At 63.5% G+C, this 15,416-nt stretch carries 15 protein-coding genes and 1 tRNA gene; 8 read left to right on the top strand and 8 right to left on the bottom strand.

Going from position 1 to position 15,416, the window contains the following annotated elements; genetic code table 11:
- Positions 1-36 precede the first annotated feature (36 nt).
- The 3 genes from PPGU16_RS14675 to PPGU16_RS14665 all read left to right on the top strand — a co-directional run bounded on the left by PPGU16_RS14675 (position 37) and on the right by PPGU16_RS14665 (position 1,921).
- Entirely contained in the window at positions 37-522 is a 486-nt protein-coding gene (locus PPGU16_RS14675) for a ClpXP protease specificity-enhancing factor (RefSeq protein ID WP_180720643.1), read from the top strand.
- Between the two features lie 26 nt (positions 523-548).
- Positions 549-624 (top strand) — tRNA-Thr (locus tag PPGU16_RS14670).
- 151 nt (positions 625-775) lie between these two features.
- A complete protein-coding gene (locus tag PPGU16_RS14665; protein ID WP_180720641.1) occupies positions 776-1,921 on the top strand; it encodes a methyltransferase in 1,146 nt (381 codons plus the stop codon).
- Positions 1,922-1,930: 9 nt separating this feature from the next.
- Here the strand turns inward: PPGU16_RS14665 and PPGU16_RS14660 are convergent, their stop codons facing one another.
- A complete protein-coding gene (locus PPGU16_RS14660; protein WP_180720639.1) occupies positions 1,931-3,199 on the bottom strand; it encodes a TIGR03862 family flavoprotein in 1,269 nt (422 codons plus the stop codon).
- Between the two features lie 268 nt (positions 3,200-3,467).
- Between PPGU16_RS14660 and PPGU16_RS14655 the strand changes: the two genes are divergently transcribed.
- A complete protein-coding gene (locus tag PPGU16_RS14655) occupies positions 3,468-3,680 on the top strand; it encodes a DUF1059 domain-containing protein (RefSeq protein WP_180720636.1) in 213 nt (70 codons plus the stop codon).
- Between the two features lie 22 nt (positions 3,681-3,702).
- Here PPGU16_RS14655 and PPGU16_RS14650 read toward each other — a convergent pair whose 3' ends face one another.
- From PPGU16_RS14650 to PPGU16_RS14640, 3 genes are all read right to left on the bottom strand, one after another.
- The gene (locus PPGU16_RS14650; RefSeq protein ID WP_180720635.1) at positions 3,703-5,247 is read right to left on the bottom strand and encodes a UxaA family hydrolase; all 1,545 of its coding nucleotides are present in this window, start codon (positions 5,245-5,247) and stop codon (positions 3,703-3,705) included.
- A 22-nt stretch (positions 5,248-5,269) separates the two neighbouring features.
- Complete coding sequence (locus PPGU16_RS14645; RefSeq protein WP_180720633.1) at positions 5,270-6,559, bottom strand: MFS transporter; 1,290 nt, start codon at positions 6,557-6,559, stop codon at positions 5,270-5,272.
- A 424-nt stretch (positions 6,560-6,983) separates the two neighbouring features.
- Complete coding sequence (locus tag PPGU16_RS14640) at positions 6,984-7,304, bottom strand: type II toxin-antitoxin system HicA family toxin (RefSeq protein WP_007731784.1); 321 nt, start codon at positions 7,302-7,304, stop codon at positions 6,984-6,986.
- A gap of 390 nt (positions 7,305-7,694) precedes the next feature.
- Between PPGU16_RS14640 and PPGU16_RS14635 the strand changes: the two genes are divergently transcribed.
- Positions 7,695-8,525: a class I SAM-dependent methyltransferase gene (locus PPGU16_RS14635; protein ID WP_180720631.1), complete on the top strand. Its 831-nt coding sequence runs from the start codon at positions 7,695-7,697 to the stop codon at positions 8,523-8,525.
- Between the two features lie 21 nt (positions 8,526-8,546).
- On the opposite strand, the gene PPGU16_RS14630 is transcribed toward PPGU16_RS14635, so the two are convergent.
- The gene (locus tag PPGU16_RS14630) at positions 8,547-9,116 is read right to left on the bottom strand and encodes a DUF1415 domain-containing protein (protein WP_180720629.1); all 570 of its coding nucleotides are present in this window, start codon (positions 9,114-9,116) and stop codon (positions 8,547-8,549) included.
- Between the two features lie 27 nt (positions 9,117-9,143).
- Positions 9,144-9,776, bottom strand: coding sequence for a TetR/AcrR family transcriptional regulator (locus tag PPGU16_RS14625; RefSeq protein WP_180720627.1), 633 nt, complete (start codon positions 9,774-9,776; stop codon positions 9,144-9,146).
- A 168-nt stretch (positions 9,777-9,944) separates the two neighbouring features.
- Between PPGU16_RS14625 and PPGU16_RS14620 the strand changes: the two genes are divergently transcribed.
- Positions 9,945-11,228: an MFS transporter gene (locus PPGU16_RS14620; protein WP_180720626.1), complete on the top strand. Its 1,284-nt coding sequence runs from the start codon at positions 9,945-9,947 to the stop codon at positions 11,226-11,228.
- Between the two features lie 183 nt (positions 11,229-11,411).
- Positions 11,412-12,005 (top strand): nitroreductase family protein, encoded by a 594-nt coding sequence (locus PPGU16_RS14615; protein ID WP_180720624.1) that lies wholly within the window; start codon positions 11,412-11,414, stop codon positions 12,003-12,005.
- 88 nt (positions 12,006-12,093) lie between these two features.
- Here the strand turns inward: PPGU16_RS14615 and PPGU16_RS14610 are convergent, their stop codons facing one another.
- Positions 12,094-13,563, bottom strand: a complete 1,470-nt coding sequence (locus PPGU16_RS14610) for an MFS transporter (RefSeq protein WP_180720623.1) — start codon at positions 13,561-13,563, stop codon at positions 12,094-12,096.
- 252 nt (positions 13,564-13,815) lie between these two features.
- On the opposite strand from PPGU16_RS14610, the gene PPGU16_RS14605 reads away from it, so the two are divergent.
- Positions 13,816-15,087, top strand: coding sequence for an Hsp70 family protein (locus PPGU16_RS14605; protein WP_180720621.1), 1,272 nt, complete (start codon positions 13,816-13,818; stop codon positions 15,085-15,087).
- Positions 15,088-15,194: 107 nt separating this feature from the next.
- Here the strand turns inward: PPGU16_RS14605 and PPGU16_RS14600 are convergent, their stop codons facing one another.
- Positions 15,195-15,398 (bottom strand): cold-shock protein, encoded by a 204-nt coding sequence (locus tag PPGU16_RS14600; RefSeq protein WP_007731769.1) that lies wholly within the window; start codon positions 15,396-15,398, stop codon positions 15,195-15,197.
- Between the last annotated feature and the right edge of the window lie 18 nt (positions 15,399-15,416).

The following is a 15,416-nucleotide window of genomic DNA, read 5'->3' as shown; positions in this document are numbered from 1 at the left end:
TCTGGTTCGCGCGTCTGCCCGGCAAAAGGACAGTTGATGCAAGAGATTTCCACGAAGCCGTACCTGCTGCGGGCGCTGTACGAGTGGTGTACCGATAACGGCTATACGCCGCATATCGCGGTGCGTGTCGACAACCAGACGCGCGTGCCGCGGCAGTTCGTGCGCGACAACGAGATCGTGTTGAACATCAGCTTCGAGGCGACGAGCCAGCTGCAGATGGGCAACGAGTGGATCGAATTCAACGCGCGGTTCTCGGGCAAGTCGCACAAGATCGAGGTGCCTGTTGCGAACGTTCTCGCCATTTACGCGCGCGAGAATGGGCAGGGCATGGCGTTCCCGGTCGAGTCGGCGGGCGGCGAGGCGACGGACTCCGAGGACGAAGAAGCCGTGATCGCCGAAGCGCCGGAAGCGGCGCCACAGGCTGTGGCTGCTGAGAAAGTCAGCGAAACCGATGAAGATCCGCGTCCCGACGACGATGGATCGAAAGGTGGCGGAAGAGGCCACCTCAAAGTCGTGAAATGAAGTAGAATCGCGGTCTCAAGTCTTACGCCGGCTTAGCTCATCAGGTAGAGCGCTTGACTTGTAATCATGAGGTGGCGGGTTCGAGTCCTGCAGCCGGCACCAGTATCAAAAAAACGGGTTACACGGGCATACCGTGTAACCCGTTTTTCTTTGGTCCACTCCCACTGTCTCCCGTTCAGTCGTCCTCAAAAGTCTCATCCCTCCGAAACGGACACGATGTCGACGAGGCCCAACGGTTCAATAGAATACGGACATGACCAATTTCCCCACCCTGACCTGGCCTGAAGCCGACGGCCCGCAATCGGCTCGCTGGCGCTCGGAAGCCGCCGTTCCGCCCGCGAAGCGCGTCGTGATCGCTGACGACCGCACGACGGCCGACGCTGCCTATCGTCTCGCTTGCGAGGGCACCGCACTGCTATGGCGTGGCGATTTCCAGAACGCACGTCAGTTGCTGCAAGCGATGACCCGCCGCCTGGAACGCAAGCCGCGCAAGCAGGTTGGTGAAACCCCGCTGGACGCCTTCAATCTGCATCGGCAAGCGCAGTCGCAACGCGCGCGCACGCTCGGCATGCTGCTGATTCCGCTCGAAGGCGACTACACGATTCCGTTGCGCCGTGCGCCTAACGTGCAGCAGGCATGCGAAGAAGTCTACGGGCCTGCTGGTCAGGAACCGTCCGTGGTTTCGTTGCGCGAGCTACTCGGCCTGATCGGCGCGCACGAATGGCGCAAGAAGGGCGTCGAGATTCCCGTTTTGCAGGAGCGCATCCATCCGTACTACGGCGTGTTTTCGCCCGTGCGCGGCGAGTATGTCGATCTGGTCGCGCGAACGCCGCTGCCTTCCGTGGAAAAGGCGTTCGATATCGGTGTCGGCACGGGCGTGCTGTCGGCGGTGCTCGCGAAGCGGGGCGTCAAGCGGATCGTCGCGACCGATCAGGACCCACGCGCGCTCGCCTGCGCCAAAGAGAATCTCACGCGGCTCGGCTACGACAGCCAGGTCGAATTGATCGCGGCCGATCTGTTCCCTGAGGGACGCGCGCCGCTCGTGGTCTGCAATCCGCCGTGGGTGCCGGCCCGTCCGGCGTCGCCGATCGAAAACGCCGTGTACGACTACGAAAGTCGCATGTTGCTCGGCTTTCTGAACGGACTCGGCGCTCATCTTTCGCCGGGCGGCGAGGGCTGGCTGATTCTGTCCGACTTCGCGGAACATCTGGGCATGCGCACGCGCGACTGGCTGCTGGCCGCCATCGACAACGCGGGGCTGATTGTCGCCGGACGCGAGGACATCAAGCCGCGTCATCCGAAAGCGGCGGACGCCGACGATCCGCTGCACGCCGCGCGTGCCGCCGAAGTCACATCTTTGTGGCGGCTCAAGGCGAAGAGAGCCGCAACGAAGCCGTGACCTGGTGAACTAGCGCCGAAGGAGATAAGCCAGCGCGCCGCGTCCCGCGACGAGGCCGCTGGCGAAGCACGCTGTCAACAGATAACCGCCCGTCGGCGCTTCCCAGTCGAGCATCTCGCCCGCGCAGAACACGCCGGGAAGTTGGCGGATCATCAACTCGGCATTGAGCGCTTCGAATGGAATGCCGCCCGCGCTGCTGATCGCTTCGTCGATGGGACGCGGGCGCGTCAGCCGCAATGGCAATGACTTGATGGCTTGCGCGAGCTTCGCGGCATCGGTGAAATCTTCCTTCGACACACATTCGTGCAGCAAGCCGAGCTTCACGCCCGTCACGCCGATGCGGCTATGCAAGTGGCTCGACATCGAGCGCGAGCCGCGTGGCCGCGTCACTTCGTCGATCACGCGCTGTGCACTCAGGCCCGGCGCGAGGTCGAGCGCGATCGTTGCCTCGCCATTCGCGAGTAAACGGTCGCGAATCACCGAAGACAGCGCATAAACAAGACTTCCTTCGATCCCCGTCGACGTCACGACGAACTCACCTTGTCGATGCTGGACCGCACCGTCCACGTTTTCAACAGCGATCGAAACCGGCTTCACCGGCTGCCCCGCGTAGCGTTCGCGGAAGTAGTCGGTCCAGTGCGTGTCGAAGCCGCAGTTTGCGGGCAAGAGCGGCGCGACGGGAATCTCGCGCTGCTGCATCAACGGAACCCATGCGGCGTCGGAGCCGAGGCGCGCCCAACTGCCGCCGCCTAGCGCAAACACGACGGCATCGACGCTCACTTCGCGCTCGCCGTCGGGCGTCGCGAATCGCAGGCCATGCGCATCGGACGAAGCGGGCACAGCCCAGCCGATCCATTTATGCCGCATGTGAAATTGCACGCCCGCTTCCCGCAAACGATGCAACCACGCGCGCAGCATCGGCGCGGCCTTCATGTCGGTCGGAAACACACGGCCCGAACTGCCGACGAAGGTCGCGACGCCCAGTTCATCGAGCCATTCACGCAGCGCGTTCGGGCCGAACGCATCGAGCAACGGCGCGATATCGGCGCGGCGCTTGCCATAGCGGCCGAGAAACGGCTCGATCGGCTCGGAGTGCGTGATGTTCATGCCGCCTTTGCCCGCCATCAGAAACTTGCGCCCGACGGACGGCATCGCGTCGTACACGTCGACGCGCGCGCCGCCGCTCGCCAGCGCTTCGGCGGCCATCAGCCCCGCAGGGCCGCCGCCGATAACGGCAACGCGGGCGTGATGCGTGGGGTGATCGGACGAGTTCGGCATCGGCGGGAAAGTGATGTGAATGGCGGTGAAACGCGCGCGGCGCGAAGGCCGGTATTGTCCCACCCACCTGGAAGCGGGGCAAACCCGGAGCAGGCAGGCACACAGTGCGACCTATACTTTTCTCACACACCTTCCTTTCCGGCGCACGCCGCGCCGCCCAGCCGCGCACAACTCACCTATTTCCGCTGCCAAAGCCTCGCCGATAGGCGCACCGAGGCGAGGCCGGCGCACGTGTTGCACGCGACGACTTTGATCTGAGGAGTCAGTCATGGGTCGCAAATACATCGATTGCCGCGAATGCCCGAGCGACATCAACTGCACGGTCGCCCTTTGCGCCGATTCGGAAAACGAACTGCTCGAAGCCGCCGTCGCGCATGCGATGCAGGCGCACAAGCACAGCGATTCGCCCGAACTGCGCGCACAACTGAGGTCGATGTTCCACGACGGCACGCCGCCGGTCGCCGCGCCTGCCGCCGCGTAACGTCTGTCACGTCAGTCCGCGCTCAGGTCACCACGCCGACTTGCCAGGGCACGAACTCGTTCTGTCCGTAGCCGTGCAGTTCGCTTTTCGAGCGCGTGCCTGACGCGCAGTCGAGCATCATCTGGAAGATGTCCGCGCCGAGCTGATCGATGGATGCCGTGCCGTCGATCACGCCGCCGCAGTTGATGTCGATGTCTTCTTCCTGACGTTCCCACAGCGCCGTGTTGGTCGCGAGCTTCAACGAGGGCGACGGCGCGCAGCCGTACGCCGAGCCGCGTCCCGTCGTGAAGCAGATCAGGTTCGCGCCCGACGCGACCTGGCCGGTCGCCGACATCGGATCGTAGCCGGGCGAATCCATGAACACGAAACCCTTCGCGCAAATCGGCTGCGCGTACTCGTACACGTCGACGAGGTTTGTCGTGCCGCCTTTCGCCACCGCGCCGAGCGACTTTTCGAGGATGGTCGTCAAGCCGCCGACCTTGTTGCCCGCCGACGGATTGTTGTCGAGCGCTGCGCCGTTGCGCGCGCAGTAGTCCTGCCACCACGCGATACGCGCCAGCAGCTTCTCGCCGACTTCGCGGCTCACCGCACGGCGCGTGAGCAGGTGCTCGGCGCCGTAGACTTCGGGCGTCTCCGACAGTATCGCCGTGCCGCCATGCTGCACGAGCCGGTCGACGGCGGCGCCCAGCGCCGGATTCGCCGAGATGCCCGAATAGCCGTCCGAGCCGCCGCACTGCAAGCCGACCATCAGATGCGACGCGCTCACCTTCTCGCGCACCGCGCGGTTCGCATCGGCGAGCATGTCGCGCACCATCCCGATGCCGCGCTCGATGGTTTTGCGTGTGCCGCCGCTGTCCTGAATCGTGAAGCTGCGCAGTTTCGCGGTGTTGTCGGCGAGGCCGCCCGATTCGAGCACGCCGCCAATCTGGTTCGTCTCGCAACCCAGCCCCACGAACAGCACCGACGCGAAGTTCGGATGCGCGGCGTAGCCCGCCAGCGTGCGCTGCAGGATCGCCATGCCTTCGCCGCGCAGATCGACGCCGCAGCCAAGTCCATGCGTCAACGCGATCACGCCGTCGACGTTCGGAAAAGCCGCGAGTTCTTGCGGATGCACGTCGCGGCGGAAATGATCGGCGATCGCGCGCGCGACAGTCGCCGAGCAGTTCACGCTCGTCAGAATGCCGATGTAGTTGCGCGTCGCGACGCGGCCGTCCGCGCGACGGATGCCCATGAAATGCGCCGGCTCGTGGGCTGCGGCAGTCGGATGCGTATCGACGCCGAATTCGTGCTCGCGCGCGAATTCGGCCATGCTCAGGTTGTGCGTGTGCACATGCTGACCGCGCGCAATCGCCTCGCGCGCGACACCGATGATCTGGTTGTAGCGCTTGACGGGCTCGCCCTTCGCGATCGCGCGCGTCGCGATCTTGTGGCCGGGCGGAATCAGACCCGTCACGACCAGATCCTCGGTTTCGATGCGCGTGCCCGACACGAGCTGGCGCGTCGCGATGATCACGTCATCGTTCGGATGCAGGCGGATGGCGGCGTGCGCGGCGATGGCTGTCGACATGATTCGGTGCCTTATTGAAAGATCAAACGTGCGAGCGTTGCGCGCCTTCCGGCACGTAGGGGCGCTCGGGATCGGCGGGCAGCGGTTCGATGCGGCCGACGATCACAAGATAACTGAACGCGCCCAGAAAACAGAAGCCGCCCGCGACGATCAGCGGAATCGTGAACGAGCCCTTCGTCAGCGCAACCATGATGCCCGTGAACGTGGTGATGACGATGCCCGCCAGGTTCGACGCGAAGTTCTGGATGCCGCTGATCGACGCGACGTGACGCGGCGTGGGCGCGACGTCGGCGGGCAGCGACCAGATGCTGGCGGCGGCGAACGCGAGGCTGCCGTACGCGATGCCGAAGAACGCGAGCATCAGATAGATATTGGACGTGAACGCCGACAGCGTGATCACCGACGACAGCAGCATGCCACCGACCATACACGTCTTGCGCGCTGCCGTGAGGCTCCAGCCGCGCCGGAACAGCGCATCCGACACCAGCCCGCCGATCCAGCCGCCCGGAATCGACATCAGCGCGGGAATCATGCCGAGCGTGCCGAGCGACTTCAGCGAAAAGCCGCGCGTCTGCACGAGATAGCTCGGAAACCAGGTGATGAAGAAATAGATCACGAAGTTCAGGCAGAAGAAGCCGAGCATCATGCCCCACAGCGTGCGATGGCGAAACAGCGACGCCCACGTGACCGTATCGGCGGCGCGCGCGGCGCGGGTGTCGGGCACGACGTCCTGCTCGCCCGTCATGTCGCCGTGAGCCGGGCTGCGGTAAATCACGAGCCAGCCGACAATCCACACCGCGCCGATGACCCCCGTGACGACGAACGATGCCTTCCAGCCTAGCGTGCCGATGATCAGCGCGACGACGGGAATCGACAGCGCCGAGCCGACGCGCGAGCCGCTATCGAAGATGCTCGTCGCCAGCGCGCGCTGCGACGGCTTGAACCATTGGCTGACGAGCTTCGCGCACGACGGATACGCGCCCGCTTCGCCGACGCCGAGCATCAGCCGGCAGCCGAACATGCCCGCGACGCTGCTCGCGCCCGCCGTCGCCGCCGTGAACAACGACCACCATCCGACGGCGAGCGGCAACGCGATGCGCGCGCCGACGCGGTCGACGAACCAGCCGAACGGCATTTGCATCAACGCGTAAGTCCAGAAGAAGCCGCTCAGGATAAAGCCCATCTGCGCGGGGCCGATGCCGAGCGCCTTCTGGATTTCAGGCGCGGCGACGGCCAGATTCGCGCGGTCGATGTAGTTCACCGCGATTGCAAGAAAGCACAGCAAGATCACTACCCACCGCATTTTCCTCATGACGACGTCTCCTCCGTTGGCGGCATCTGTCGTATGATTGGCGCCCCTTGGCGATGCCGGTCCGGTGGCCGCTTTCCTACAGTCGTGCTGCGAGCGTGTGGCGGATGCTGTGTGCGCGTCCCGCTCTGGCGGCGGGACTGCCGTGCATGATTCGGGACGACGAGGCGTCTTGCGTCTTATGCGCTTATTGAATTTCCGCCTGACCAGTTGGGCATGATAGAAGTCATCCCGTGCGGGCGCATGCTGCGACGCAGCGGCATCAGCATGTGAGATGCGAGGGAATTGGGGAGATCACGCGTAGGCCGAGGCATAAAGTCTGGCCAAAGGCTGTCACAGGCGGCTACGAGCCGTGGCAAACATCGGGGAAAACGGCGAAAGCTGGGAGAAACGGCTGCGCGATGTCGCCGCGCAGCCGTCGACGGACTCAGCCCGGATAGGCTTCGTCGACTTTGAGTCCGGCCAGTTTGAAGATCACGCGCAGCGTCTGAGGCTTGATGTCGCGGCGCGACGCGAGCGTCGTCATCACGAAGTCCAGCACTTTCGCGTATTTGAGCAGGGTCAGGCACGTCTCCATATCGACGCTGCCGTCGCGCATGACTTCCGCGAGCCGCAGCATCTCGACCGAGATGTCGCGGGCCATTTCGAGTTCCAGTTGCTGCTTTTCTGTCCACTCGGGCGTGGCCAGCAGCTTCGCCATGAGCTCCTGAAACTTCTGCTCGGCGTTTCCGTTGGGTGTCGTATCCATTTGCCGCCTCATCAGATCTGAGCGCGCTTCGTAGCAGTCCCGGCGCACTTCAGGTTACGTAACGTTCGAACCCTTGTTCCGGCTCGACCTCCCCCACGCGTACCGGCGGTTCTTCGACGTTGCAGTAACCGGTAGCTTGCCTTTCTTATGCATCTTGCAAGCCGGCCATGCTCTATCTGGCTTGCATCAGACGACTGCCTTGCAACACGCTTTTCAGCAGGTTCGAACCTGGCGATCCTCGTGCACGAACTGTTCCAAGCCGGGTGCGATGTCGCCGTGCGCGCGCAGAATCGGGACCGTTCTTCGCGCTTTGGGTAAACTGACAGACACTTTTCCCTTTTTCCGTCACCTGACGCACGTTCGCGATGCAATCGGTGGCACGCTCATTCGATGTCCAGCAAATCCTACGAAGTCCGTCCTAACCAGTCCGTCGAGCTACTGAAGGAACTCCATATCCTCACGCGCGACGGCAAGATGAATCAGGACAGCCGCCGCAAGCTGAAGCAGGTCTACCACCTGTTTCAGTTCATCGAGCCGTTGCTCCAGGACGTGAAAGCGACGAAAGGTGAACTGTCCCTGGTTGATCACGGCGCAGGCAAATCCTACCTCGGCTTCATTCTCTACGACCTGTTCGTCAAGGAACTGCGGGATAACTCGCATATCTACGGCATTGAGACGCGCGAGGAGCTTGTCTCGAAGTCAGAGGAGCTTGCGGCGCGCCTCGGCTTCAAGGGTATGTCGTTTCTCAATCTTTCCGTAGCCGAATCGATCACATCGGACAAACTGCCGCCGAACGTGGACATCGTCACCGCCTTGCACGCGTGCGATACAGCTACCGACGACGCCATCCGCTTCGCGCTCGAAAAGCATGCGAAATACATCGTCGTCGTGCCGTGCTGCCAGGCGGAAGTGGCGGGCGTGCTGCGCAGGAACAAGGGCAAGTCGCTGGCGAACGCGTTGACGGAAATCTGGCGGCATCCGCTGCATACGCGCGAGTTCGGCAGCCAGATCACCAACGTGCTGCGCTGCCTGCAACTGGAAGCGCACGGCTATCAGGTCAACGTGACGGAACTGGTCGGCTGGGAGCATTCGATGAAAAACGAGCTCATCGTCGCGACCTACAAGGACTTGCCGCGCCGGCGGCCCGCCGAGCGGCTCAATGAAGTGATGGACACGCTCGGCATTGCGGAATTGCGCGAGCGGTTTTACGCCGAGGTTTGAGATCGTGCGAGCGTCGGCCGGTCAGTCTTTGGCCCGCTCGCTCATCCAGTTGTGCCAGCCTTCCGGGCCGAGTCGGCGCAGCGTTTCCATGTTGCGCTCGTAGATATCGGCGGCATCCGGAAAGGCTTCGACGGCGCGGTCGATGCTCGCTTCCCGCAGCAAATGAAAAATCGGGTAGGGCGCGCGGTTCGTGTAGTTCTCGATATCGTCCGGGCCGCTGTCTTCGAATTGATACTGAGGGTGAAAGCTCGCGATCTGCAGCGTGCCTTCGAGGCGCAGTTGCTTGAGCATCCGGTCCGCGAAGAACAGGCAGTCGTTGTATTCAAGAAAATCGCCGAGCGCGTGCGGAATGATGAGCAGTGTCGTGTCGATGGCGGCGGGATCGGCATCCACCAACGTGCGCAGCTCTGTCTCCAGATCGGTCAGCACGCCTTCCATGTCGTTCGCTTCGCTGATCGTGTAGCGAATCTGGTTCTTCACGTGCACCGCTTTCGCAAATGGGCACAGGTTCAGCCCGATCACGGCTCGCGTCAGCCAGTGGCGCGTGGCGTCGAGGATGGCTTCGTGCGATTGGGGTGACGTTGACGACATGGCGCGCAGGCGGGGAAAGCAAAACCGCTATTTTACAGGCGCCTCGCCGCACGCCAGCGCGACCAGCTGCTCCGCCACTCGCGGTGCGACCGCGATCGGTCCGCAGCCGGGACCGTATGTCTGGCTCGACGCGTAGATCCCTTCGATCAGCAACGCGAGCGCGTTCGCAAGCTCGCCCGGATCGCGCGCGCCTGCTTCCGTGCAAAGCGCGATGAGCCGCTCCATCAGCTTCGTCTTGTTGTTCAGCACGCAGAGTCGCGCCGGATGCGCTGGGTCCGGAAATTCCGTCGACACATTGACGAACGGACAGCCGCGATAGTCTTCCTTCGACGCGCGCCCCGCCAGATCCTCGACATATTGGGTGATCTGTTTTCGCGGCTCGCCCGGATGCTTGGCCAGGCTTTCGTCGAAACGTCTGAAGAACTGCTCGTCCGACTGTTCCAGGTACGCCACCACCAGATCGTCTTTCGAAGAGAACTGGCGGTACAGGCTCATCTTGTTGACGCCCGCCCGCTCGACGACGGCATCGACGCCCACTGCGCGCACGCCTTCCCTGTAGAAGAGATCGGCGGCGGCGCGCAGTAGATGCTGCTGTGCTTCGGAACCGGCCGTTTGCGAACGACGGCTCGGCACGCGTTTGGCGCTGTCGGAATTAGCCATGATGGTGTTGTGGTCCTTGAGTCGACGCCTTGACATGTTACCGACCGGTAACTAAGATCGCAACACCGATTGTGACAGGTCAGTCACAACTCCTTTACGAAAGCGGTAAGAATCAGATGCGGCTGGCATCGCAGCACCGTGAGCCGTGACGGAAACCTTGGAGAACCGATGAACTGGGCAGCAAGAATAATTGGTGGGCGTTTCCACTACGGCTGGCTGGCCGTGGCGGTGGTGTTTCTGGTGCTGCTCGCAGCGGCCGGCACGCGTGCGACGCCGAGCGTGATGATGGTGCCGCTCGAACATGACTTTGGCTGGAGCCGCGCGACGATCTCGCTGGCCATTTCCGTGAACATCGCGCTGTATGGCCTGATGGGGCCGTTCGCGGCGGCGGCGATGCAACGTTTCGGCGTTCGTCCGACCATTCTGACGGCGCTCGGCACGATGGCGGCGGGCGTCGGCCTGTCATCGCTGATGACGCACCCGTGGCAGATGATTCTCGTCTGGGGCGTGATGGTTGGCGGCGCGACGGGCGTGGCGGCGCTGACGCTATCGGCGACGGTGGTGAACCGCTGGTTCAGCACGCATCGCGGTCTCGTGATGGGCATTCTCACCGCCAGTTCGGCGACGGGCCAACTGGTGTTTCTGCCGCTGCTCGCAGCGATCGCGCAGCATCATGGCTGGCGGCCCGTCGTGTGGACGGTCGCAATCGCGGCGGCGCTCGTGCTGCCGCTGGTGGCGTTCCTGCTGCCGGAGCGTCCCGCCGACATGGCGCTACGTCCGGTCGGCGAACCCGCTGACTCGCCCATCAAATCCGACATCAGCAAGCAGAACCCGCTCGCGATCGCGTTCGGCACGCTGGCAATGGCGAGCAAGACGCGCGACTTCTGGCTGCTGTTCTTCAGCTTCTTCATTTGCGGCGCGAGCACGAACGGCTACGTCGGCACGCATTTGATCGCCATGTGCGGCGACTACGGGATGACGGAAGTGCAGGGTGCGTCGCTGCTCGCGGCCATGGGCATCTTCGATCTGTTCGGCACGACGCTGTCGGGCTGGCTGTCCGACCGCTTCAACGCGCGGGTGCTGCTGTTCTGGTACTACGGGCTGCGTGGTCTGTCGCTGATGTATCTGCCGCACGCGTTCGGCATCGACTTCTTCGGCCTGCCGCTGTTCGCGGTGTTCTACGGTCTCGACTGGATCGCGACCGTGCCGCCGACGGTTCGCCTTGCCACCGATGTCTACGGCAAGGATTCGGCCCCCGTCGTGTTCGGCTGGGTGGTGGCGGGCCATCAGCTGGGTGCGGCATTCGCGGCGCTCGGCGCGGGTATGCTGCGCGCGAGCCTTGGCACGTACACGGTCGCGTCGATGATTTCGGGCGGACTGTGTCTTGTCGCGTCGATCATCGTGCTGCGGATCAACCGTACCGAGCGGAGCGTCGCGGCGCAGGCCGTTTGACGCCGTAGCCTGTTTCAGGGCGAACAAGCGCGTCGGGGTCGAAGGGCCTCGACGCGCTTTTCTTACGCGCTCTCGCGTTCTAAATCTGCGCGACCAGCAAGGCGCGAACCGGACGGCTCGGGTTATGCTAGTGGGCCCTCGGGCCGCTGCCCGCCGATCATGAATTTCGACCGAGAAATGCGCATGACCACCAAACCCGCACGTACCGACGTTCCCATTCATGAACTGATCGCCGGCCGTTGGAGCCCGCGCGCGTATTCGAGCGAGCCCGTGAGCCGCGAGCAACTGCGCACCGTGCTCGAGGCGGCGCGCTGGGCGCCTTCGTCGTACAACCTGCAGCCCTGGCGCTTCGTGGTGTTCGACCGTACGGCGGACGAAGTCTCGTTCAAGAGGGCGTTCGACACCCTCGTGCCGTTCAATCAGGGCTGGAATTCGAAGGCGCCGGTGCTGATTTGCGTGACGGCGCACACGCTGACCGCGAAGGGCGAAATCAATCGCTGCGCGCCGTACGATGCAGGCGCGGCGGCGTTGTCGCTGGTGTTGCAGGCGCACGCGCTCGGCCTCGCCGCGCATCAGATGAGCGGCTTCGACGTCAATGCATTCCGCAAGGCGTTCGCGGTGCCCGACGACATCGAGGTCATTGCGATGATTTCGCTCGGCCACTTTGGCGACGTCGACAAACTCGACCCCGTGTTGCGTGAGCGGGAAAAGGCGGCGCGCACGCGTGTGCCGCTCGGCGATATTGCTTTTGCGGGCGGATGGAACAAGGCGTTCTGAGTTTTTGCCAGCACGCGAATGGTTCGACACGGAACGCGGCCGACGGCCGCGTTTTTCATTGCGCGGCTATCGCGTGTGTTCATTCGCCTCAATCGTCGTCGATCGCGGAAAGCGGCGCGGCGACGGTTTCCAGCGACCGCCGTTCCGCGTCGACGCCCCAGATCCCCGCAATCACAGCGGCGGCCAGCATCAGTGCCGAGCCAACCAGATACCCCGAAAACACCTCGCTGCGCTGCTGCGTGTCGATCAGCCGGCCGAAAAACGCCGGCCCCGCGATGCCGCCGAGCGCCGTGCCGAAGGCGTAGAACACCGCAATTGCGAGCGCGCGAATTTCAAGCGGAAACGATTCGCTGACGGTCAGATACGCCGAACTCGCCGCCGCCGACGCAAAGAAGAAAATTACCATCCACGCGATTGTCTGGGTCGTCACGGTGAGCAACTCCTGTTCGAACAGGTAGCCGCTCACGGTCAGCAGCAGCGCCGAGATCGCGTAGGTCGCGGCGATCATCTTGCGGCGGCCGATCACGTCGAACAGTCTGCCGATCAGCAGCGGCCCGGCGAAATTGCCGAGCGCGAAGGGCAGGATGTACCAGCCGATATGGTCGCCCGGCACATGATAGAAATCGGTCAACACGAGCGCGTAGGTGAAGAAGATCGCGTTGTAGAAGAACGCCTGCGCCGTCATCAGCGACAGCCCGACCAGCGCCCGACGCCGATGCACCATGAACAGCGTGTGGAAGACTTCACGTAGCGTCGTGTGCTCGCGGGCGCGCAGGCGCAGGCGTATGAGGGTGTCGTCGGCGAGCGTGTGATTGTCGGCGCGAAAACGCGCCTCGATCCCTTCGACGATCTCTCGCGCTTGTTTCTCCTCGCCGTGCGTGAGCAGCCAGCGTGGGCTTTCGGGTATCCAGACACGCATCGGCAGGATCGCCAGTGCGAGCGCGGCGCCGATGAAGAAGCACGCGCGCCACCCCCAGTCCCCCGGCAGCAGATGCGGATCGAGCATGACCAGCGAACCGACCGCACCCAGTGCCGCGCCGATCCAGAACGTGCCGTTGATCGCGAGGTCGGTATGTCCGCGCACGCGGGCGGGCGTGAATTCCTGGATCGTCGAATTGATCGCCGTGTACTCCCCGCCGATGCCCGCGCCCGTCAGGAAGCGAAACACCAGAAAACTCGTGAGGTTCCACGAAAAGGCGGTCGCCGCCGTCGCCGCGAGATACAGCGCGAGCGTGATGAAGAACAGCTTGCGTCGGCCGAGCCGGTCGGTCAGCCAGCCGAAGCCGAGCGCGCCCAGCACCGCGCCGGCGATATACGCGCTGCCCGCCAGCCCCACGTCCGCGTTCGAGAAGCGCAGCACCTCGCTCGATTTCAACGCGCTCGCAACGGACCCCGCGAGCGTCACCTCCAGCCCGTCGAGCAGCCACGTCACACCGAGCGCGACGACGATCAGCGAATGAAAGCGGCCCCATGGCAGGCGGTCGAGCCGTGAAGGCAGATCGGTTTCGACGATGCTGGCCGAGTCGGTGCGAACCGTGGCGGTGGAAGGTTCCTGCATCGAGTCTCCTGAATCAGCGAGCCAATGATCGAGCCAATGAGCGCGAGAGAATTATGAGGATTCTGTAAGCGGGCCGTCGAACAGCGTATCCTGTCGGATTCATTCGAGCCCGGCGCGACTTTTCGATGAAGCAATCTGCATTCCCCATCGCGGCAGCGCGGACCCCGCACTGCCGGTTGATGGTGTCACAGCTTTCATGTTACAAAGCCCGTCCTTTTTCTGTGCGCGCCTGCGTGAGCGGCGAATCCTGCCATGACCTATTGCGCGATTGACTTCGGCACGTCGAATTCGGCAGTTGCTGTTCCCGTCGGCGGTTCGCCGGGCGGCGGGCGGGCGACGCTGAAGCTGGCGCCTGTCGAAGGCGCCTACACGACGCTGCCCACGGCCGTCTTCTTCAACACCGACGAAAACCGGCGCGAGTACGGCCGCGCGGCGCTCGAAGCGTATGTCGACGGCTTCGACGGCCGCCTGATGCGCTCGATGAAGAGCATTCTCGGCTCGGCGCTCGCGGAAAACACAACCGACCTTGGCGACGGCTCCGCGATCAAATACACCGACGTGATCGCGGTCTTCGTCACGCATCTGAAGCGCTGCGCGGAACAGACGGCGGGCTCGTCGATCAGTCGCGCGGTGCTCGGGCGCCCGGTGTTTTTCGTCGACGACGATCCGCGCGCCGATCAGCTCGCGCAGCAGCAGCTCGAAGCGGCGGCGCGCTCGGTTGGTCTCAGCGAGATTCACTTCCAGTACGAGCCGATCGCGGCCGCCTTCGATTACGAAGCGCATCTGACGCAGGAAGGGCTGGTGCTGGTGGCGGATATCGGCGGCGGTACGTCGGACTTCTCGCTGGTGCGAGTTGGGCCGGAGCGGATGAAGCGTATCGATCGCAAGGACGATGTGCTGGCGCATCACGGCGTGCATGTTGCTGGAACGGACTTCGACCGGCGCGTCGAACTGGCGACGATCCTGCGCGAACTCGGCTATCAATCGCTCGATCCGGAAGGACGCGAGGTGCCGAACCGCATTTACTTCGACCTCGCCACCTGGCATCTGATCAACACGATCTACACGCCGAAGCGCGTATCCGAGCTCAGCTTGATGCGGCATCTTTATTCGGACACGCGGCATCACGACCGGCTGATGCGCGTCGTCGAGCAGCGTTACGGCCATGCGCTCGCGGCGCATGCGGAAGAAGCGAAGATCGGCGTCGCGGCGGGTGGCGAGACGCTGATCGATCTGGAAATCGTCGAAGAGGATTTGCGCCTCGCGTTCGATGAAGCGCAACTGATTGCGGCGGGCAAGGACGAGACCTTGCGCATCGTCGAGGCCGCGCGCGAAACCGTGCAGCGGGCGGGCGTCGCACCGCGCGATGTCGATGCGTTGTACTTCACGGGTGGATCGACGGGACTGGCGTTCTTGTCGGGCGCGCTGGCTGCGGCGTTTCCCGATGCGCGCCCCGTGTTCGGCGACCGGCTTGCCAGTGTTGCAACCGGCTTGGGCATTCACGCGCAACGCGTATTCCGGTAAAGGTTTCGGATTTCACGCCGAAATCCCGATTAACGCGGAAAAGAAACGCAGAAAACAAAAAACCCCGCCTAGGCGGGGTTTTTGTGCGTTCCGGAAGGAAGCTAAGCTTAGACCGGCTTGATGTTAGCGGCCTGCTTGCCCTTCGGGCCCGTCTTGACGTCGTAGGTAACCTTTTGGTTTTCCTGCAGCGTCTTGAAGCCTTCTACGCGGATTTCCGAGAAATGCGCGAACAGATCTTCGCCGCCAGCGTCCGGCGTGATAAAGCCAAAGCCCTTTGCGTCATTGAACCACTTGACGGTACCGGTTTCCATATTACTGTTTCCTAAAAA

Origin of the sequence: Paraburkholderia largidicola (assembly GCF_013426895.1) — a bacterium.
Taxonomy (GTDB): Bacteria; Pseudomonadota; Gammaproteobacteria; order Burkholderiales; family Burkholderiaceae; genus Paraburkholderia; species Paraburkholderia largidicola.
Note: the sequence above shows the minus strand (reverse complement) of the source record. Positions and strands in the feature narration are given on the sequence as shown.